At 64.4% G+C, this 20,219-nt stretch carries 18 protein-coding genes; 3 read left to right on the top strand and 15 right to left on the bottom strand.

The window, feature by feature from the left end; translation table 11 throughout:
- Nucleotides 1–9: 9 nt before the first annotated feature.
- Genes BRA1417_RS0114565 through glpD form a run of 5 tightly spaced genes read right to left on the bottom strand, consistent with a single transcriptional unit; the run spans nt 10 to nt 5,442 of the window.
- Nucleotides 10–816 (bottom strand): carbohydrate ABC transporter permease, encoded by an 807-nt coding sequence (locus tag BRA1417_RS0114565; RefSeq protein ID WP_018454979.1) that lies wholly within the window; start codon nt 814–816, stop codon nt 10–12.
- Nucleotides 816–1,718, bottom strand: coding sequence for a carbohydrate ABC transporter permease (locus BRA1417_RS0114560; protein WP_007595151.1), 903 nt, complete (start codon nt 1,716–1,718; stop codon nt 816–818). Before BRA1417_RS0114560 ends, BRA1417_RS0114565 begins: the two co-directional genes overlap by 1 nt.
- Entirely contained in the window at nt 1,718–2,803 is a 1,086-nt protein-coding gene (locus BRA1417_RS0114555) for an ABC transporter ATP-binding protein (RefSeq protein ID WP_027516367.1), read from the bottom strand. Before BRA1417_RS0114555 ends, BRA1417_RS0114560 begins: the two co-directional genes overlap by 1 nt.
- Nucleotides 2,804–2,815: 12 nt before the next feature.
- Entirely contained in the window at nt 2,816–3,895 is a 1,080-nt protein-coding gene (locus tag BRA1417_RS0114550) for an ABC transporter ATP-binding protein (RefSeq protein ID WP_027516366.1), read from the bottom strand.
- Nucleotides 3,892–5,442 carry a glycerol-3-phosphate dehydrogenase gene (gene glpD, locus BRA1417_RS0114545; RefSeq protein ID WP_027516365.1) on the bottom strand — a complete coding sequence of 517 codons (1,551 nt, stop codon included), beginning with the start codon at nt 5,440–5,442 and terminating at the stop codon, nt 3,892–3,894. The genes BRA1417_RS0114550 and glpD overlap by 4 nt, the downstream gene beginning before the upstream one ends.
- A gap of 231 nt (nt 5,443–5,673) precedes the next feature.
- Between glpD and BRA1417_RS0114540 the strand changes: the two genes are divergently transcribed.
- Entirely contained in the window at nt 5,674–5,955 is a 282-nt protein-coding gene (locus tag BRA1417_RS0114540) for a type II toxin-antitoxin system Phd/YefM family antitoxin (RefSeq protein ID WP_027516364.1), read from the top strand.
- Nucleotides 5,952–6,377 carry a type II toxin-antitoxin system VapC family toxin gene (locus BRA1417_RS0114535; RefSeq protein WP_027516363.1) on the top strand — a complete coding sequence of 142 codons (426 nt, stop codon included), beginning with the start codon at nt 5,952–5,954 and terminating at the stop codon, nt 6,375–6,377. The genes BRA1417_RS0114540 and BRA1417_RS0114535 overlap by 4 nt, the downstream gene beginning before the upstream one ends.
- Nucleotides 6,378–6,379: 2 nt before the next feature.
- On the opposite strand, the gene BRA1417_RS0114530 is transcribed toward BRA1417_RS0114535, so the two are convergent.
- Together BRA1417_RS0114530 and BRA1417_RS0114525 are read right to left on the bottom strand one after the other, a co-directional pair.
- Nucleotides 6,380–7,225: a DeoR/GlpR family DNA-binding transcription regulator gene (locus BRA1417_RS0114530; RefSeq protein WP_027516362.1), complete on the bottom strand. Its 846-nt coding sequence runs from the start codon at nt 7,223–7,225 to the stop codon at nt 6,380–6,382.
- A 91-nt stretch (nt 7,226–7,316) separates the two neighbouring features.
- The gene (locus BRA1417_RS0114525) at nt 7,317–8,003 is read right to left on the bottom strand and encodes an HAD family phosphatase (protein WP_027516361.1); all 687 of its coding nucleotides are present in this window, start codon (nt 8,001–8,003) and stop codon (nt 7,317–7,319) included.
- Between the two features lie 154 nt (nt 8,004–8,157).
- Here BRA1417_RS0114525 and BRA1417_RS0114520 point away from each other — a divergent pair, with 154 nt between their 5' ends.
- Entirely contained in the window at nt 8,158–8,634 is a 477-nt protein-coding gene (locus BRA1417_RS0114520; protein ID WP_027516360.1) for a nuclear transport factor 2 family protein, read from the top strand.
- A gap of 229 nt (nt 8,635–8,863) precedes the next feature.
- Here the strand turns inward: BRA1417_RS0114520 and BRA1417_RS0114515 are convergent, their stop codons facing one another.
- The 8 genes from BRA1417_RS0114515 to BRA1417_RS0114480 all read right to left on the bottom strand — a co-directional run bounded on the left by BRA1417_RS0114515 (nt 8,864) and on the right by BRA1417_RS0114480 (nt 20,131).
- Nucleotides 8,864–9,055: a hypothetical protein gene (locus tag BRA1417_RS0114515; protein ID WP_027516359.1), complete on the bottom strand. Its 192-nt coding sequence runs from the start codon at nt 9,053–9,055 to the stop codon at nt 8,864–8,866.
- Nucleotides 9,056–9,269: 214 nt separating this feature from the next.
- Entirely contained in the window at nt 9,270–9,680 is a 411-nt protein-coding gene (locus tag BRA1417_RS0114510) for an acyl-CoA thioesterase (protein WP_027516358.1), read from the bottom strand.
- Between the two features lie 51 nt (nt 9,681–9,731).
- Complete coding sequence (locus tag BRA1417_RS0114505; protein ID WP_027516357.1) at nt 9,732–11,828, bottom strand: 3-hydroxyacyl-CoA dehydrogenase NAD-binding domain-containing protein; 2,097 nt, start codon at nt 11,826–11,828, stop codon at nt 9,732–9,734.
- 2 nt (nt 11,829–11,830) lie between these two features.
- Complete coding sequence (locus BRA1417_RS0114500; protein WP_027516356.1) at nt 11,831–13,114, bottom strand: acetyl-CoA C-acetyltransferase; 1,284 nt, start codon at nt 13,112–13,114, stop codon at nt 11,831–11,833.
- Nucleotides 13,114–15,381: an acyl-CoA dehydrogenase gene (locus BRA1417_RS0114495; protein WP_027516355.1), complete on the bottom strand. Its 2,268-nt coding sequence runs from the start codon at nt 15,379–15,381 to the stop codon at nt 13,114–13,116. The genes BRA1417_RS0114500 and BRA1417_RS0114495 overlap by 1 nt, the downstream gene beginning before the upstream one ends.
- Before the next feature lie 176 nt (nt 15,382–15,557).
- Nucleotides 15,558–16,181 (bottom strand): flavin reductase family protein, encoded by a 624-nt coding sequence (locus tag BRA1417_RS0114490; RefSeq protein WP_027516354.1) that lies wholly within the window; start codon nt 16,179–16,181, stop codon nt 15,558–15,560.
- A 177-nt stretch (nt 16,182–16,358) separates the two neighbouring features.
- Nucleotides 16,359–16,958 carry a TetR/AcrR family transcriptional regulator gene (locus BRA1417_RS0114485; protein ID WP_027516353.1) on the bottom strand — a complete coding sequence of 200 codons (600 nt, stop codon included), beginning with the start codon at nt 16,956–16,958 and terminating at the stop codon, nt 16,359–16,361.
- Nucleotides 16,959–16,993: 35 nt separating this feature from the next.
- Nucleotides 16,994–20,131, bottom strand: coding sequence for an efflux RND transporter permease subunit (locus BRA1417_RS0114480; RefSeq protein WP_027516352.1), 3,138 nt, complete (start codon nt 20,129–20,131; stop codon nt 16,994–16,996).
- Nucleotides 20,132–20,219: the final 88 nt, after the last annotated feature.

Raw genomic sequence — 20,219 nt, 5'->3', positions numbered from 1 at the left:
GACGCCTCCCTAGACCCGACCGAGCGCGAAACCGCTCGCGATGTAATTGCGGACGAACCAGATCACGAGTGCGCCCGGGATGATCGTCAGCACGCCGGCCGCCGCCAGCAGTCCCCAGTCCATGCCCGCGGCCGACACCGTGCGCGTCATGATCGCCGCGATCGGCTTGGCCGAGACCGAGGTCAGTGTGCGCGCGAGCAGCAGCTCGACCCAGGAGAACATGAAGCAGAAGAAGGCGGCGACGCCGATGCCACTCGCAATCAGCGGCACCAGGATCTTGATGAAGAAGCGCGGGAAGGAATAGCCGTCGAGGAAGGCGGTCTCGTCGATCTCCCGCGGCACGCCGGAGACGAATCCTTCCAGGATCCACACCGCTAAGGGCACGTTGAAGATGCAATGCGCGAGCGCAACCGCCCAAGGCGTATCGAACAGCCCGATCGCCGAATAGAGGTTGAAGAACGGCAGGGCATAGACCGCGGCCGGCGCCATGCGGTTCGACAACAGCCAGAAGAACAGATGCTTGTCACCGAGGAAACGGTAGCGCGAGAACGCGTAGGCCGCCGGCAGCGCCACAGAGATCGAGATGATGGTGTTGAGGACGACATATTCCAGCGAGTTGATGTAGCCGGAATACCAGCTCTCGTCGGTGAAGATGCGCTTGTAGTGCTGGAGCGTCGGGGCGTGCGGCCACAGCGTCATCGTCGAGACGATCTCGGCGTTGGTCTTGAAGCTCATGTTGACAAGCCAGTAGATCGGCAACAGCAGGAAGATCAAGAACAGCGCCATGATGAGACGACGGCCGGGGATCGAATGCATCACACGGCTCCTTCATGCGATTTCCGGTCGGCGCCGGCATTGGTCATGACGGTGTAGAAGATCCAGCAGACGATCAGGATGATGAGGTTGTAGACCAGCGACAACGCGGCGGCCTTGCCGAGGTCGAACTGGCCGAGCGCGATCTTGACCAGCTCGATCGACACGAAGGTCGTCGAGTTGCCGGGCCCGCCACCTGTCACCACGAACGGCTCGGTGTAGATCATGAAACTGTCCATGAAGCGCAGCAGCACCGCGATCAGCAGCACGCGGTTCATCTTGGGCAGCTGGATCGCCTTGAACACCGCCCAGCGCGAGGCGCCGTCGATCTGCGCCGCCTGGTAATAGGCTTCGGGAATCGACTTCAGGCCGGCATAGCAGAGCAGCGCGACCAGGCTGGTCCAGTGCCAGACGTCCATCACGATGACAGTGACCCAGGCGTCGATATCGTTGGAGACGTAATTGTAGTCGATGCCGATGGCGTTGAGGACATAGCCGAGCAGGCCGATGTCGGGGCGGCCAAAGATCTGCCAGATCGTGCCGACCACGTTCCACGGGATCAGCAGCGGCAGCGCGAGGATGACGAGGCAGGCTGCGACCGTCCAGCCCTGGCGCGGCATCGACAGCGCGACGACGATGCCGAGCGGCACCTCGATCGCGAGGATTACCAGCGAGAAGAACAGATTGCGCCCGAGCGAGGCGAGGAAGCGGCCGCCGAGATCGGTCGAAGGATCGAGCAACTCCTTGAACCAGCCGACACCGTTCCAGAAGAACTGGTTGTTGCCGAAGGTGTCCTGCATCGAATAGTTCACCACCGTCATCAGCGGCAGCACTGCCGAGAAGGCGACGACCAGGAACACCGGCAGCACCAGGAACCAGGCTTTTTGATTGACGGTCTTGTCCATCAGGCGGCTCCCTCCACCAGAAGGCTGTCGGCATAGACGTGGAGGTGCGACGGGTCGAATTTCAGGCCGGCCGTGCCGTCCGGGCTGGTGAAGCCGGCCGGCGCGCGGGCCGCGAGCCTTGCATCACCGAGCCGCGCACGCGCGAAGCGAATGCGGCCGAGGTCGTCGACGCGTTCGATCTTCGCACTGAGCAGGCCGGGCGCAGGCGCGACGGCCTCAACGAATTCCGGACGGACGCCGATCTCGATCTTCGCGCCATCAGGCAGCTTGTCGTAGCTGCGGTTGAGCGCGATCACATGACCGCCGATCTTGGCCTCACGGCCCCTCACCTCGGCCGGCAGGATGTTCATGCCGGGCGAGCCGATGAAATAGCCGACGAAGGTGTGCGCCGGCTTGTCGAACAGCTCGGCCGGCGTGCCGCTCTGCACCACGCGGCCGTCATGCATGACCACCACGGTGTCGGCGAAGGTCAGCGCCTCGGTCTGGTCGTGGGTGACGTAGATCATCGTCAGGTCGAGCTCGCGATGCAGCGCTTTCAGCTTGGAGCGGAGCTGCCATTTCAGCTCGGGGTCGATGACGGTGAGCGGCTCGTCGAACAGCACGGCGGCGACGTCGGAGCGGACGAGGCCGCGACCGAGCGAGATCTTCTGCTTGGCGTCGGCCGTGAGCCGCGTCGCCTTGCGGTTCAGATAGGGCTCGAGATCGAGCAGGCGGCCGATCTCGGCGACGCGCTTGTCGATCTCGGCCTTCGGCACGCCGCGGTTCTTTAGAGGGAACGCCAAATTCTGCCCCACCGTCATGGTGTCGTAGATCACCGGAAACTGGAACACCTGGGCGATGTTGCGCTTCTGGGTTGACAGCGGTGTGATGTCCTCGCCGTCGAACAGGATTTTGCCCCGCGACGGCGTGATGATGCCGGAGATGACGTTGAGCAGCGTGGTCTTGCCGCAGCCGGACGGCCCGAGCAGCGCGTAGGCGCCGCCCTGTCGCCAGGTCATGGTGACGGGCTTCAGTGCAAAGCTGTCCTGCGGCGCGTCATTGCCGCCGTAGGAGTGCGCGAGATCGACGAGGTCAATGCGGGCCATGTCGCATCCCCCTCAATTATTGCCAGGAGCGGCGACCAAATGGTCTGCCGCATCGAAAACGAAGACGTCGTTGGGATCGAGCACGGCATCAATGGTCTGGCCGGGCTCGAACTCGTGCACGCCGTGGAGCACCGCCACCCAATTCGATCCGTCGCGGGTCAGATGCACGAAACTCTCCGAACCGGTGATCTCGGTCACCGTTACCGTGGCATGGAAGGCGTGGCGGTCAGTCTCGCCATTGGCAAGCGCGAGCTGATGGGCGCGAAATCCGACGCGATAGGCGCCGTCCGCGAGCGAGGCATAGAGACCGGACGCCGGCGCGGCAATGCCGCCCGCATATTGCACGGAACCGTTCTTCTTCTCGATGCCGACGAGGTTGAGCGGTGGATCGGAGAACACCTGCGCGACGCGCAAGGTCTGCGGGCGGCGGTAGACCTTCGGCGTCTCGCCGATCTGGAGCGCCTTCCCCTCCCACATGCACACCGTATTGCCGCCAAGGAGAAGCGCCTCGGTCGGCTCGGTGGTGGCATAGACGAAGATCGCACCGGACGCCTCGAAGATGCGCGGCAGCTCGGTGCGCAGCTCCTCGCGCAGCTTGTAGTCGAGATTGGCGAGCGGCTCGTCGAGCAGCACGAGGTCGGCACCCTTCACCAGCGCGCGCGCCATCGCAGTTCGCTGCTGCTGGCCGCCGGAAAGCTGGAGCGGCGTGCGCTTCAGGAACGGCTCGAGCCTGAGCAGCCGGGCGGCTTCCGCGACGCGCGCCTCGATCTCGGCGCGCGGCTTGCCCTGCACGCGCAAGGGCGAAGCGATGTTCTCGTAGACCGACAGCGAAGGATAATTGATGAACTGCTGATAGACCATGGCAACCGAACGCTGGCGTACGTCGACGCCGGTGACGTCCTTGCCGTTGACCAGCAGCTTGCCCGATGTCGGCTTGTCCAGGCCAGCGAGCAGCCGCATGATCGAGGTCTTGCCCGACAGCGTCGGCCCGAGCAGCACGTTGAGCGTGCCGCTCTCGAGCGTCAGCGAGACGTCGCGGATATGTGGGATCCCGTCGACAGTCCGGGTCACGTGATCGAGTGTCACGGTCATGAGCGTCCTCCCGCTTCCAGCAGGGGACTTTGCTGCACGGCGTGGGTTCTGATCCAGTCGTCCAGCGCCGCGATCTCGTCGGCACTTAGTCGCAGGCCGAGCTTGGAACGGCGCCAGACGACGTCGTCGGCGGTAACGGCCCATTCGTTGGCCATGAGATAACGGACTTCGCGCTCGGTCAGCGTCGCGCCGAAGGCCTGGCCGAGATCGGCCGCCGATTTCGCATCCCCAAGCAGCTTGATCGCCCTCGTGCCATAGGCGCGCGCAAGGCGCCGCGCATGCTCGTGGCTGAGGAAGGGATAGCCGCGCTGAAGCTCGGCGATCAGGCCGTCGACATCGGACACGCCCATGTCGCCGCCGGGCAGCGGCCATTTGCCGGTCCAACCTTCGCGCGCTTTCGCACTGCGAAGATAGGGCGCGAGCCGTTCCAGCGCCTCCTCGGCGAGACGGCGGTAGGTCGTGATCTTGCCGCCATAGATCGACAGCAGCGGCACGCCCCCGGGCGTGTCGAGCTCGAACACATAATCGCGCGTCGCGGCCTTGGCTTCGCTGGCGCCGTCGTCATAGAGCGGACGCACGCCGGAATAGGTCCAGACCACGTCGTCAGGCGTGACAGGCTTGGCCAGATATTCGCTTGCCGCCGTGCAGAGATACTGGATCTCCTCGGCTGTCGCCTTCACCTTGGCGGGATCGCCGTCATAGTCGCGGTCGGTGGTGCCGATCAGCGTGAAATCGTCCTGATAGGGAATGACGAAGATGATGCGGCCGTCGGCATTCTGGAACATGTAGGCGCGGTCGTGGTCGTAGAGCTTCTTGACCACGATGTGCGAGCCTTGCACCAGGCGCACCTTGGCTTTGGCGTTGACGCCGGCGCCGCGGCCGAGCACATCCTCGACCCAGGGACCGCCGGCATTGACCAGCGCGCGGGCCTGGATCGACGAACGGGCACCTGTCAGCGTGTCGATCATGCTGACGGTCCAGATGCCGTTGGACTGCTTGATATCCGTTGCGCGCGTGCGAGTACGGATCTCGGCGCCCTTGTCGGCGGCATCGCGCGCGTTGAGCACGACGAGACGGGCGTCGTCGACGAAGCAATCGGAATATTCGAACGCGCGACCGTAGCGGTTCGGGATCAGCGGGCGGCCGACCTCGTCACGCCCAAGGTCGACCGAGCGCGTCGCCGGCAACAGATGACGGCCGCCGATGTGGTCGTAGAGGAAGAGGCCGAGGCGCAGCAGCCAGGCCGGTCGCAGACCCGCATGGTGCGGCAAAACGAAACGCAGGGGGCGAATGATATGGGGCGCGATGCCCCAGAGAATCTCGCGCTCGATCAGCGCCTCGCGGACCAGCCGAAACTCGTAATATTCGAGATAGCGCAGGCCGCCATGCACCAGCTTAGTCGACCAGGACGACGTCCCGCTCGCCAGATCGTTCATTTCGCACAGGAAAACCGTGTTGCCACGGCCCACCGCGTCGCGCGCGATGCCGCAGCCGTTAACACCGCCTCCGATAATGGCGAGGTCGAAAATACGCTCCAACAGACGCATCCCCCGGCGACCGCCCGTTCAATCGAGCGGTTACTTTCGCTTTTGATTAGATCACATCAAAAAACGAAAGCAAGATGAAAGAGAGGAGGAAGGAAGTGAAAGCGGAACTTTTAAGTGGGCAAATGTCTGCGGAAATGGGCAGTTCAGGAGAGGACTAGAGCAGCATTATTGCTCTTGAATAGTTGTCGATGGCCATTATTAGTTATGATAGTCATATTGGTCACTATCTGCATGACAGACCACAGCACTGCACCAGACTCACCAGCGACCGACTCGTGGACGCTTGCCAACGCCAAGGCCCGGCTATCCGAGGTGATCGACCGTGCTCAAGCCGGCCCGCAAATCATCACCCGACACGGCAAGCCCAGTGCAGTGATCGTTTCCGCCGAGGAATGGGCGCGCAAGACGGCGCGCAAAGGTACCCTAGCCGAATTCCTGCTGGCTTCGCCGCTGCGCAGCGCCGATCTCGAGCTTGAACGCGTGCACGACGCGCCGCACGACGAGACGCCGTGAATCTGCTGCTCGACACCAACGTGTTGTCGGAGGTCCAGAGGCCGGCCCCTTCGCCGAAAGTCTTGTCATGGCTTGATACGATCGACGAGGATCGTGCGTTCATCAGCGTGGCATCGATCGCCGAGCTTCGCCGCGGCATCGCATTGCTGGAGGACGGCCGTCGGCGCGCAGCACTGGCCGCCTGGCTTGCCCACGATCTGCCGGAGCGTTTTGCCGGGCGCACCCTGCCAATCGACCACGCGGTGGCGGAACGCTGGGGTGACCTGATGGCTCAGAGCCGCAGAAGCGGCGTCGCATTGTCTGTCATGGACGGCTTCTTTGCCGCGACCGCGCTCGCAAACAACCTCATGCTCGTGACGCGCAATGTGAAGGACTTTACAGTATTCGGCGTGCCGCTGCTCAACCCGTGGGATGACCCATAGTCCTATCTCAGCCGCACCACCGGCGCCGATTCAGGTGCTGCATCCTGCACATCGGCCTGAGCCTCATCAACGTCCGCCGCCTTCGGCATCGCCGCCATCACCTCGATGCCCTTGCCGTGGCAGATGGTGGCGAGGCGCTCGGGCAATTCCTGGTCGGTGACGAAGGTCTGGATCTGGCTGATATGTGCGATGCGCACCGGCGCGCTGCGGCGGAGCTTGGTCGAGTCCGCGACCAGCATGACGCTGCGGGCGTTGGCGATGATGGCCTGCGCCACCTGCACCTCGCGATAGTCGAAGTCGAGCAGCGCGCCCTCCTCGTCGATCGCGGACGCCCCGATGATGGCGTAGTCGACCTTGAACTGGCCGATCAGCTGCGTCGCGGTCGAGCCGACCACCGCACCGTCGGCGCGTCGTACCGTGCCGCCGGCGACCACCACCTCGATGCGGGGATGGCGGTAGAGCAGCATGGCGACGTTCAGATTGTTGGTGATGACGAGGAGGTCCTCGTGCGAGGTCAGCGCGCTCGCCACCTCCTCGGTCGTGGTGCCGATGTTGATGAAGAGCGAGCAGCCGTTCGGGATCAGCGAGGCGGCCGCGGCTCCAATCGCCTTCTTCTCGTCGGCGGCGACGAAGCGCCGCGCCTCATAGGCGAGGTTTTCGACGCCGGAGGCGATGATGGCGCCGCCATGGATGCGGGTCAGTGAGCGGCGCTCGCAGAGATCGTTGAGATCCTTGCGAATGGTCTGCGCCGAAACCTCGAAACGGCGCGCCAGCTCCTCGACCATGACGCGGCCCGAGGCCCGCGCAATGTTGAGGATTTCGGCTTGGCGATGGGTCAGTCCGGTCACGGCGATGGCCTCAAGTCAGGAAGCTGCATGGTGCGGCGGTTCGCGCGTTCGGTCAATGCGCGCGCCGATCACGGTTAACGGACGAAGGTCCTCACCACGCCATTGCGGCGGCGAGGCGCGCCAGCAGCGTGGGATCGTCGAAGGCGCTGGCGGAGGCGATAGCCCCGGCGGTGACGAGATCAGCATGGCTGAGGCTGGTCCGGATGCCGATGGTCGGAATGCCGGCCGCTACGGCCGATTGCACGCCGGTGCGGGAGTCCTCGAACGCGATTGAGGCCATCGCGCTGGCGCCGGCAAAGCGCAACCCTTCCTGATAAGGCAGCGGATGCGGCTTGCCGTGCAACAGCTCGGCACCGATCACGAGCGCCTTGAAGCGGTCCGTGATGCCGAGGCCGGACAGCAGCAGCTCCGCATTCAGCCGCGGGGCGTTGGTCACCGCAACCATGGGAATACCGGCCGCATCCGCCCTGTCGAGCAGCGCCATCAGGCCCGGCAGCGGCTCGATCTGCCCGGCGACGAGTTCGCGGAAGACTTCCTCCTTCTCATCGAGGATCAAGGCACGCCGTTCCGGCGCCTCGTCAGGCAGAAAGCGCTCGCCGATCGCTATATTCGCGAAGCCTTGCAGCTCCCTGGAGAAGCGCGCGTGATCGAAGACATGGCCGCGAGGGCCGAGCACCTGGTTGAAGGCCTTCAGGTGCAGCGGATCGGTGTTGGCGAGCGTACCGTCGATGTCGAACAGCAACGCCCTGCTCGTCTCTTTGCCGATAGCCTCGATCATGTCCGTACTTTCCCGAATAGATGGCGCATCGATACGAAAGCCGTATCAATACAGCGTCAATCGCGCAATGACGCACGTGCATGACCACTACGCGACACTCGACAAAGTCGCGCGCGGCTGCAACACTCCGTGCAAGATCAAAAAGGAGGAAACGATGACGATCAACCGACGCGATCTGGCTCTCTCGACTCTTGCCGTCCCAGCTCTTGCCGTCTCCACGCTTGCAGTTTCAGCGCTCACGACACCGGTGCTGGCGGCCTCGGCCGACGAGGAAGCCGTAGCGAAGAAGGTCGAGGCGTTCCGTCTCGCCCAGATCGCGGCCGATCCCAAGGCGCTCGGCGCACTCTGCGCCGACGAGGTGAGCTACAGCCATTCCAGCGGCAAGGTCGAGGACAAGGCGACCTTCGTCGCCAACGCCACCGACGGCAAATCCAAATTCCTGTCGATCGAGTACAAGGACCCGACCATCAAGGTCGTCGGCCCCGCTGCGATCGTGCGCTTCCACTGGGTGGCGGAACAGGAGATGGCGGCCGATGGGAAAAAAGTGCCGACCAATCTTCACATCCTGATGAACTGGCAGAAGCAGGGCGACGACTGGAAGCTGCTCTCACGGGCGGCGACGAAGTTGTGAACAACGGCTCTTCCCTCTCCCCTTTGCGGGAGAGGGGGGCTCGCGAAGCGAAGTCGGGTGAGGGGTTTCTCTCCGAGAACGAATCTCTCGCTCCTGAATCTTATGAAGCGGCCCCTCATCCGGCGCTTCACGCCGCCTTCTCTCACACGGGGAGAAGGGAAGGCAGAGTCCGCGGCAAAAGATTCCCACCTCTCGCACTACGCGCGAGCCGGAATGACCAGCGGCACGGCTACGCCGCTTCCTTCACATCACCGTTAACCAGCTTGCGCGCGGCGCGCTCGGCTTCGCGGGCGTTGCGGAAGAGTTGGCCTTCGAGGCGATTGAATTGGTGCGACGAGGCAAAGAAACAGTAGCCTCGGTCCCCGCGAACAACGATGCCCGCGGTCTGCGAATTAACCTCGATGATGTAGCTATCCGGCATGGCCCGTAGATTCCTCAATGCGGGCAAATAACCGGATCTCTGCCCGAAAGTTCCTCGGGCACTCAGCCGGTTTCCACCCCGAATCGACCCACAACTGAGTAGACTTGGACCTCATCCCTTTTATGACTGGTTCTTGGCGAAGCCAAGACGCGGTGGCTCACTCCTGCCGCGTTTGGCGGGCCGCGATCGAAATGAGACGCAACGCCGCGCGCGATTACGTCGCGATCGCGGTGTCTGTCGGGCGAACCGGCTGCGGGCGGCCGTGCTCGTCGATTGAGACGTAGGTGAAGTTGCCGTCGGTGACGAGGAACGGTGGCTGCTCGCCGCGGCGCAGCGCCCATGCTTCCAGATGCACGGTGACAGACGTGCGCCCGACGCGAACGAGATTGGCGTGAACCGAAACGAGATCGCCGACATAGACGGCCTTGCGGAAATTCATCGCCTCGATGGCGACGGTCACCGTGCGCGACTTTGCGACCTTTGACGCAAACACGCCGCCGCCGACGTCCATCTGGCTGAGCAGCCAGCCGCCGAAGATGTCGCCGTTTGCGTTGGTGTCGGCGGGCATCGCCAGCGTGCGAATGCAGAGATCGCCGCCCGGCCCGGCGTCGACTTGTTCGTTCATGCCTCTCTCACTCGAAGATTGCTCACTTGAAAATTGATCATTTGAAGCTGCTCAGTTGAAATTGTCCCAGCCCGGATCCGGCGCAAAGCGCTCGCCGAATCTCCCGGCCAGCGCGCGCAATGTGGATGCGACATGATCCACGCCGCGCGTGCGCGCATAGTTCAACGGACCGCCACGGAACGGTGCATAACCGGTGCCGAAGATCATGGCGCCGTCGACCATGTCGGCATCATCGACGATACCTTCGCGAAGCGCGGCGACGCAGACGTTGGACATCGGCAGCACCAGGCGATCGATCATCTGGTCAGTGACGCGTGGACCAGTCTCGGGCAACGGCGCCTTCTCGGCCTTGCCGTCGCGCCAGACGTAAAAGCCCTTGCCGGTCTTGCGGCCGAGTTCGCCCTTGGCGACCTTCTCGCGCAGCCAGGCCGGCGTCGGCGGCAACAGATCGCCGAACTTGCTGCGCAGCATGTCGCCGACGTCGAGACAAATGTCGAGCCCGACCTGGTCGGCCAACTCGATCGGTCCCATCGGCATGCCGAACTGCTCCGCGGCGGCGTCGATCAGGCGTTGGTCGATCTTCTCGTCCAGCATCACCATCGCTTCCAGCATGTAGGGCGTCAGCGCGCGGTTGACGAGGAAGCCCGGCGAGCTCTTCACCGGCAACGGCAGCCGATCGATCGCGCCGACGAAAGCGAGTGCCTCCTTCAGCACCTGCGTATCGTTACCGTCATGGCTGACGACTTCCACCAGCTGCAACCGCGACACCGGATTGAAGAAGTGGAGGCCGACCAGCCGCTCCGGCCGCGCCAGCGTGGTGCGCAAATCCTGGAGCGGAATGCTCGACGTGTTGGTCGCGAGAATCGCGCCCGGCTTCATCCGCGGCTCGAGGCCGGCGTAGACCTTCTGCTTCAGCTCGAGCTTCTCCGGGACCGCCTCGATGATGAGATCGGCGTTGCGGACGCCCTCCCCGTCCATGTCGGGGATCAGGCGATCGAACGCGTCGCGCACGTCGGTCGGCTTGCGGATGATCTTGCCGTAGAGCTCGGCGGCGCGCTTGACTGCACCCGCGATCGGCTCCGCCTTCACGTCGGCGAGCGAGACGCGCAGCCCCTGCCCCGCGCACCAGGCCGCGATGTCGCCGCCCATGGCGCCGGCGCCGATGACGTGGACATGCTTGACCGTGTTGCCGGAGCCTGCCGCCTTCTTCATCTGCTCGCGCAGGAAGAACACGCGGATCAGGTTCTGCGCGGTCGGCGTCACCATCAGCTTGGCGAACGAAGCCTGCTCTGCCCTGAGCATCGCGGCCTTGCTGCCGCCATGGGTTTCCCAGAGATTGATCAGCGCGTAAGGCGCAGGATAATGCTCGCGGGACGCGGCCTTCGCCGCCTCCGATCGCATCCGCCTGGCCAACAGCCCGCGCACGGGGCCGAAATTCGCCGCACGCGCCAGAAAGCCCGGGCGCGCCCGCTTGAGGCGGCCGAACAGCGCATCCTTGACGGCGTTGCGAACGTGGCGCTCCTGCGTCACGGTGTCGACGAGGCCGAGCGATCTGGCGCGGCGGGCATCGATGGTGCGGCCGGTCAGCATCAGGGCCATCGACTGGGTCGGATTGACCAGCGCGGTGAAACGCGCGGTGCCGCCGAGACCGGGATGTAGCCCCAGCATCACCTCAGGGAAGCCGAAGCGCGCGCCGTCGATGGCGATGCGCGATTGACAGGCAAGCGCGACTTCGAGCCCGCCGCCGAGGCAGAAGCCGTGGATCACCGCGACCGTCGGCAGCTTCAGCGCTTCCAGATGGTCGACCACCGCATGGGCCGCGCGGATCCGCGTCTCCACCATCCCGGCATCATCGGCGCCGCGAAATTCGTTGACGTCGGCGCCCGCGATGAAGCCGGACGGCTTTGCGGAGCGGATCACGAGGCCGGCAGGACGCTCGGTCTCGATCGCCGCCAGCACGGCGTCGAACTCCTCCATCACGTCCGAGGATAGCGTATTGGCGCTGGCGTCAGCGCGGTCGAACAGCAGCCAGGCGACGCCGTCGGCGTCGCGCGTCAGCTTGAAATGCTTGTAGGGACTATCGGCAGCGGGCTTGGGCCCGAGCTCCAGCACGCGGTCGCCGAGCGCGGTCATGATCTTGGAATCCATGGTCACACCGCCTCGATCAGCATGGCGCCGCCGAGCCCGCCGCCGATGCATTCGGTGGCAACGCCGCGCCGCGTGCCGAGCCGCTTCATGGTGTTGACGAGATGCAGCACGATGCGGTTTCCCGATGTGCCGACGGGATGCCCGAGCGAGATAGCGCCGCCATCGACATTGAGTTTTTCGCGGTCGATCTCGCCGGCGGCGCCATCCAGCCCCAAAATCTCCCGGCAGAACTTGTCGTCATTCCAGGCGGCGAGGCAGCCGAGCACTTGGGTGGCGAAGGCCTCGTTGAGCTCCCAGGTCTGGACGTCCTGAATGGTGAGATCGTTGCGCTTCAGCAGCGGCGTCGCCGACATCACGGGACCGAGACCCATGATTCTTGGATCAAGTGCGGCCCAGTTGCTGTCGACGATGACCGCCTTCGGCGTCAGCCTGTGCCTGGCGACCGCTTCGTCGGAGGCCAGGATCACCCAGGACGCGCCGTCGGTGATTTGCGAGGAATTGCCGGCCGTGACCTGGCCCCACGGACGCTCGAACACCGGCCTCAGCTTGGCGAGCTTCTCGGCCGTCGAGTCCGGACGCACGCCATCATCATGGTCGAAGAATTTTCCGTCGCGGGAGAACGCCGTTTCGACTTCGCCCTTGAGAAAACCTTCCGCCTGCGCATGCGCAAGCCGGCGATGGCTTTCGGCGGCATAGGCATCGGACTGCGCGCGGGTGATGCCGAAGAGATGGCCGACGACTTCGGCCGTCTGGCCCATGTTCAGGTCGGTAATGGGATCGGTCAGCCCGCGTTCCAGGCCGATGATCGGCTTGAGATAGCGCGGCCGCAGCTTGAAGGCTGCGGCAAGCTTCGCGGCGACGCCCCTGGCCGTGGCAAGGCCGGCAAACCAGCGCACGCCGGAATTCGGCCAGACCAGCGGCGCGTGGCTCAAGGCTTCGGTGCCGCCGGCGAGGATCATGTCGGCACGGCCCTCGCGAATGTAGCGGTACGCGGTGTCGATCGACTGCATGCCCGAGCCGCAATTGATCTGCACGGTGAACGCGACCATGTCCTCGCCCATGCCGAGCCGGAGCGCGGCGACGCGGGCCGGGTTCATCTCGTCCGCAATCACGTTGACGCAGCCGAGGATGACCTGGTCGAAGCTATCCGGCGAAAACGGCTGGCGCGCCAGCAGCGGCCGGCCGCACTGCACGGCGAGATCGACCGGCGTGAACGGCCCCGGCCCCGAGCGCGCTTTGAGAAACGGCGTCCGGCTGCCGTCGACGATGAAAACCGGTCGTGCCATCAGCCCGCCGCCCTCTGTTCACCGAGTTCCTGGAAGAACTGATGCACGTCGCCGGATTTTTTGTAAATCGGCGACAGCGCCTCCGGCACAAAATCGTCGACCTCTATCACTGCAGTGACGGCTTCGCGGGCCGCGGCGAACTGCTCGCCCTCGGCCTGCGTGATCACACCCTTGGCTACCGCATCCTTCCAGTCGCTGATATGAGCCGCGCGTATGCGCCTGGCGATGGCGTCCGTGCCTGCGACCAGGTTGAAAGCGCGCTCCAGCCGGGCGAAGCCGCCATCGTCATCGACATAGGCGAGGTCGGGCGTGAGGCGGTCGCGCGCGGCCGACGGCTCGAGCACGAGGCTTGCGCATTGATGCACCACCCGGTCGGAGGGACCCAGCACGCGGGCGCCGAAGGGCTGGACCACGAACTTGAGGATGCCTGCGACGAAGCGGTTGGGCAGATTGGCGAGAATCTCCGCAAGCCGGTTCTCGATGGTCCGGAAGCCCGTCGCCATGCACCATTCGAGCGCGGCAAAATCCTCCTTCTGCCGGCCTTCGTCCTGCCAGCGTTTGAGCGCAGCCGAGAGCAGATACAGCTCGGACAGGATGTCGCCGAAGCGCGCCGACAGCATCTCCTTGCGCTTGAGCGCGCCGCCGAGCGTGAGCAGCGCCATATCAGCGCAGAGGGCAAACGCCGCCGAGTAACGCGAGAGCTGACGATAGAATGGCCTGGCGTCACCCGCATCGGGTGCAAGCGCGAAGACACCAAAGCTCCAGCTCCGGCCGAACGCGCGCAACAGTGTCTCGAAGCTGTGGCCGACATGCTTCCAGAACACTTTGTCGAAGGCGGTGAGGCCGCGCTCGCGATCGGCATCCGCGAGCGCATTCATCTCGTCGAGCAGATAAGGATGGGCGCGGATGGCGCCCTGCCCGAACACGATGAGATTGCGGGTGAGGATATTGGCGCCCTCGACGGTGATACCGACGGGGACGGCACGGTGGAGATTGCCGAGATAGTTTTGCGGACCGTCGATCACGGCCTTGCCACCATGGATGTCCATGGCGTCGTCGACCGCGGTGCGCATCCGCTCGGTCGCGTGCAGCTTCATGATGCCCGAGATGACGGCGGGATGGATGCCGGCATTCAGCGCGGCGCAGGTCAGCCGTCGCGCCGCATCGAGCTGATAGGCGGTCGCGACGATGCGCGCGAGCGGCTCCTCGACGCCCTCGAATTTGGAAATGGAGATGCCGAACTGCTCGCGGATGCGGGCATAGGCGCCGGTGGTGCGGGCGGCATAGGCGGCGCCGGCGGCGGAGAGCGAGGGCAACGAGATGCCGCGGCCGGCGGCGAGCGCCGTCATCAGCATCTTCCAGCCCTGCCCCAGCCGCGCCTGGCCGCCGATGACGTAGTCGAGCGGAATGAAAACGTCGCGGCCCCTGTTCGGGCCGTTCTGGAAGACCTGCATCGACGGCAGATGGCGTTTGCCGATTTCGACGCCGGGAAGGTTGGTCGGGATCAGCGCCACGCTGATGCCGAGCTCCTCCTGATCACCGACGAGATGATCCGGGTCATAGGCCTTGAAGGCGAGGCCAAGCAGCGTCGCGACGGGACCGAGCGTGATGTAACGCTTGTGCCAGTTGAGCTTCAGACCCAACACCTCCTGGCCCTCGAAGCTGCCCTTGCAGATGATGCCGGTGTCGACCATCGAGGCCGCATCGGAGCCGGCCTCGGGGCTGGTGAGGCCGAAGCAGGGAATGTCGCGGCCATCGGCAAGACGCGGCAGCCAGCGCTGCTGCTGCTCCTTGGTGCCGAAGTGCATCAGGAGCTCGCCGGGGCCTAACGAGTTCGGCACCATCACCGTCACCGCGGCGGCAATCGAGCGGGTCGAGATCTTGCGCACCACTTCCGAATGCGCATAGGGCGAGAAGCTGAGGCCGCCGAACTCCTTTGGAATGATCATGCCGAAGAATTTTTCGCGCTTGATGAAGTGCCAGACATCGGGCGGCAGGTCGCGCCATTCCCAAAAGATCTTCCATTCATCGAGCATGGCGCAGAGCTCGTCGACGGGGCCGTTGAGGAAGGCCTGCTCCTCGTCGGTCAGCGTTGCCTGTGGGACCTTCAGCAGCTTCGACCAATCAGGGTTGCCGGTGAAGAGATCGGCGTCCCACCAGACGTCGCCGGCCTCCAGCGCCTCGCGCTCGGTGTCCGACATCGCCGGCAGCACGCCGCGCGCCCAGGAGAAAATCGGCTTTGTCAGGGTGTCGCGGCGGAAGCTCATGGCGGACCTCATGCATCGGCGCGGTGATCGGGCATTTTAGCGGAAAGTGGCCGGCGGCGGTGAACACTTCGCCTGCAAAAAGACGCGAATTGACGCGGCCGGGCAGCCGCCCAGAGCCATAACGGCCGAGGCGTGGTGGCAGTTCCGGGAGGGGGGCTAGACTACGGCCGGCCGGTCTAATCCGGCCGCACCATCTCGAACATGTTTTCCGGCTTGATCTCGAAATAATCCCCGCTGCGGCCGGCCCGGACGATCGGGCGGGCGGCGGCGGTCTGGTAGACGCCGTCCTTGATCATGGCCTTGTCGATGTGGACGGCAACGACTTCGCCGAGCGTCAACCAGGCATTGGCTTCCTTGCCGTCGGCGCCCTTGAGCCGGACGATATCGGACACCTTGCATTCGAAGGCGACGGGACTCTCGCCCACGCGCGGCACGTTGACGAGCCTGCCGGGCACGGCGGTAAGGCCGGCGACCTCGAACTCGTCGACCTCAGGGCCAACATGCGCCGCAGTCGCGTTCATGTGCCTGGCCAGGTCCATCGTGGCGAGATTCCAGACGAACTCACCGGTCTGCTGGATGTTCTCGACCGTATCCTTCCAGTTGGTGGAGGAGAAGCCGATGATCGGGGGGACATAGCAGAACGCGTTGAAGAAGCTGTAGGGCGCGAGGTTGACGTGGCCTTTGGTGTCTCGCGACGAAATCCAGCCGATCGGCCGTGGCGCGACGATCGCGTTGAAGGGATCGTGCTTGAGGCCGTGGCCCTTGGCGGGCTCGTAGAAGTGCAGGTCTTTGTCGGTCACGCGCTTTTTCCTTCTCGTCATTGCGAGCGCAGCGAAGCAATCCAGAATCCCTCCGCAGAGACAGTCTGGATTGCTTCGCTCGCTCGCAATGACGGAGTTTGTTGATCCGTTCTTGCCAGCCACCAGCCATCATTCCGGGGCGGTCGGCCTGCTTATAGGAGGAAATTCGCCGCCCCGTCAGTGCCGCGGGGACAATCCCGCGATGACGAAATCGATCATCTGGTCGATGGTCGGGCCCGGCTTGGTGGCGCACTGGGCGATCATCTGGGGGTGGAAAAAGCGCATCATCGCGGTGCAGGCGCACAGCGCGGCCAGCTGCAGGTCCGGCGCCTCGAACTCGCCGGAGGCCACGCCTTGCGCGATCATCTGGCCGATGACCCCGGCAATGCACTCCATGTGGTTGACGCAGACGTCCCAGTCCTCCTGCATCGCGATCTCGACCATCTCGTGCAGCTTATTGTCGCCGACATAGCGTTCGGTATTCATGCGATGGATGGTGGTGAGCAGTTCGCGGAAGCGCGGCAGGACCGGACCGGGCCTCGCCACGATCCGCTGCGCTTCCAGCTCGACCTCGCCCATCAGCGAGCGGGCCACCGCCTGATGAATCGCCTTCTTCGATTCGAAGAAGCGATAGACGTTGGCGGGGCTCATCTTGAGCTCCTTGGCGATGTCCCCGACCGTGGTCTTGAGATAACCGATCTGGCGGAACAGCCGCTCGGCCACCTCAAGAATACGATCCCGGGTGTCCCCTTCGATATGTTCCGAAACCAGTGTCATCTGTCAGGACTCGTCAATCAGCAGTTCATCTTCACTTATTCAGCCGCCTCAGCAAGCGGAATTGCGTTCTGGTCATCGCTCCCATGCTGCGGCGCGGCAGGCTGCTCGGGGGTACCCGCCTCATCCAGGCTCTTGCGGAACCAGAGGGCGTAGAGGCCCGGTAGGTACAGCAGCGTGAGGAAGGTCGCGACGAACAATCCGCCCATGATGGTGATCGCCATCGGCCCCCAGAACGCCGAGCGCGACAGCGGGATCATGGCGAGGATGGCGGCGAGCGCCGTCAGCACCACCGGACGGGCGCGGCGCACGGTGGCCTCCACGATCGCCTCGCGGCGGGTCAGGCCATGCGAAACGTCGGTCTCGATCTGATCCACCAGGATGACCGCATTGCGCATGATCATGCCGGCGAGCGCGATCAGGCCGAGCAGCGCCACGAAGCCGAACGGGGCATTGGCGATGTTGAGCCCGAACGAGGCGCCGACAATGCCGAGCGGCGCGGTCAGGAACACCAGGATCAGGCGCGAGAAGCTCTGCAGCTGGAACATCAGCAGCGTCAGCATCACCATGACCATCAGCGGGAAGAGAATGAAGATCGAGGCGTTGCCCTTGGCGGATTCCTCGAACGCGCCGCCCGCCTCGATGCGGTAGGCCGGCTCGAGGTGGTCCTTGATTGCCTTCAGCTTCGGCGCGATCTGGCCGGTGACGTCGGGCGCCTGCACGCCGTCGACGACGTCGGAGCGCACGGTGATCGCCATATCGCGGTTACGCCGCCACATGATCGGCTCCTCATGGGCATATTCGATCTTCGCGATCTGCTGCAGCGGCACGGCCACGCCGTTGCGCGACGTGATGGTGAGATCACCGACTGCGCCGAGATCGAGCCGCTCAGACGAGACGGCGCGCGCGACCACACCGACCTTCTCGATGCCGTCGCGCACGGTGGTCACCTGCGAGCCCGAGATCAGCATCGACAGCGCCTGCGACACGTCCTGCGGGGTCAGGCCCATGGCGCGGGCGCGATCCTGGTCGACGACGAGCTTGAGGTAAGGCGACTGCTCGTTCCAGTCGAGCTGGACGTCCTTGACGCTCTTGTTCTGCCGCATCACGTCGCGGACCTGGTAGGCGATCTCGCGCACCTTGTTGGCGTCGGGGCCGATGACGCGAAACTGCACGGGAAAACCAACGGGGGGACCGAAATTGAAGCGGTCGACGCGCACGCGGGCTTCGTTGAGCGCGCCCTCTGCGACGGCGTTTTCGAGCTTGGCCTTGATGCGCTCGCGCGCCTCGACGCCCTTTGCGACGATGACGATTTCGGCAAAAGCCTCGTTCGGAAGCTGCGGATTGAGGCCGAGCCAGAAGCGCGGCGAGCCCTGCCCGACATAGGCCGTGTAGGTCTCGATGTCCTTGTCGTCCTTGAGCATGGTCTCGGCCTTCTTCACCGCCTTTTCCGTGACGTTGAAGGCGGTGCCCTCGGGCAGGCGAAGCTGGAGGAACAGCTCGGGACGCTCGGACAGCGGGAAGAACTGCTGCTGAACGTGGCCGAAGCCGACGATCGAGGCGATGAAGACGCCGACGGTCGCAGCGACCACGGTGATGCGGTGATTGACGCACCACTGCACGATGGTGCGCAGGCCCCGATACATGCGGGTCTCGTAGACCGCGTGCGGATCGTGATTGTGGTGCACCTTGATGTTGGGCAGCAGCATGACGCCGATATAGGGCGTGAAGATCACCGCCACGAACCAGGACGCGACCAGCGCGATCGCCACGATCCAGAAGATGCTGCCGGCATATTCGCCGACCGCGGAATTGGCAAAGCCGATGGGGAGGAAGCCAGCGGCCGTGACCAGCGTTCCCGTGAGCATCGGAAACGCAGTGGACTCCCAGGCAAAGGACGCCGCACGCATGCGATCCCAGCCCTGCTCCATCTTCACCACCATCATCTCGACAGCGATGATGGCGTCATCCACCAGCAGGCCGAGCGCGATGATCAGCGCACCCAGCGTGATGCGGTGCAGATCGAGCGACATCGTGTTCATGACGACGAAGACGATGCCGAGCACCAGGGGCACCGACAGCGCGACCACGATGCCGGTGCGCCAGCCGAGCGCCAGGAACGACACGAACAGCACGATGACGAGGGCTTCCATGAAGGAGTGCACGAATTCGCTGACGGCGTGCTCGACCACCTTGGGCTGGTCGGCGATCAGCTTGATGTCGACGCCCTGCGGCACGGCCTTCATGAATTCAGCCGTCGCCTTCTCGACCTCCTTGCCGAGATCGAGGATGTTGGCGCCCTTGGCGGTGACGACGCCGATGCCGATCGCGGCCTTGCCTTCCTGACGCACGATGAAGCTCGGCGGGTCGACGTAACCATGGGTGACGGTGGCGATGTCGCCGAGGCGGAACACGCGACCATTGCTCTCGACCGGAGTTTCGGCGACGGCCTTGGCGCCGTCGAGCGCACCGGTGACGCGCAGCGGCACGCGCTGCGACGAGGTCTCGACCGTGCCGGCCGGCGTCACATTGTTCTGCTTGGCGAGCGAATCGAACAGCGCCTGCGGCGTGATGCCGAGAGTGGCGAGCTTGGCATGGCTGAATTCGACGAAGATGCGCTCATCCTGGTTGCCGTAGACGTCGACCTTGGTCACGCCCGGCACCTTCAAGAGGCGCTGACGGAACCCCTCGGAGACCTTCTTGAGCTGGGCGTAGTCGGCGCCGTCGCCGGTCATCATGTAGAGGATGGAATCGACGTCGGAGAACTCGTCGTTGACGACGGGCCCGAGAATCCCTGCGGGCAGCTGGCCCTGCACGTCGGCCAGCTTCTTGCGCAGGAGATAGAAGAGATACGGCACGTCCTTCGGCGGCGTGGAATCGCGGAACGTGACCTGGAGCGCGGTGAAGCCGGGCTTGGAATAAGTCTGCACCTTCTCGAAGTAAGGCAGCTCCTGGATCTTCTTCTCGATGGGGTCGGCGACCTGCGCCTGCATTTCCTGCGCGGTTGCGCCCGGCCACAGCACGGAGACGTTGACCACCTTCACCGTGAAGAACGGGTCCTCGGCGCGGCCGAGCTTCTGATAGGAGAAAAACCCGGCGACGCCGAGAATGAGCATCAGGAACAGGATCAGCGTCGGATGGCTGACGGCCCAGGCCGAAAGATTGAAGCGCTTCATCGCACTCTCCAAAGATGATCCGGTTGCAAAAAAACGACAGCCACCCTGTTCGACGCGTCGTCGCGAGGCAGCGAAGCAATCCAGGGGG

It is taken from the genome of Bradyrhizobium sp. WSM1417, assembly GCF_000515415.1.
Lineage (GTDB): Bacteria > Pseudomonadota > Alphaproteobacteria > Rhizobiales > Xanthobacteraceae > Bradyrhizobium.
The sequence above is the reverse complement of the archived record's forward strand: the minus strand, read 5'-3'. Positions and strand labels throughout refer to the sequence as shown.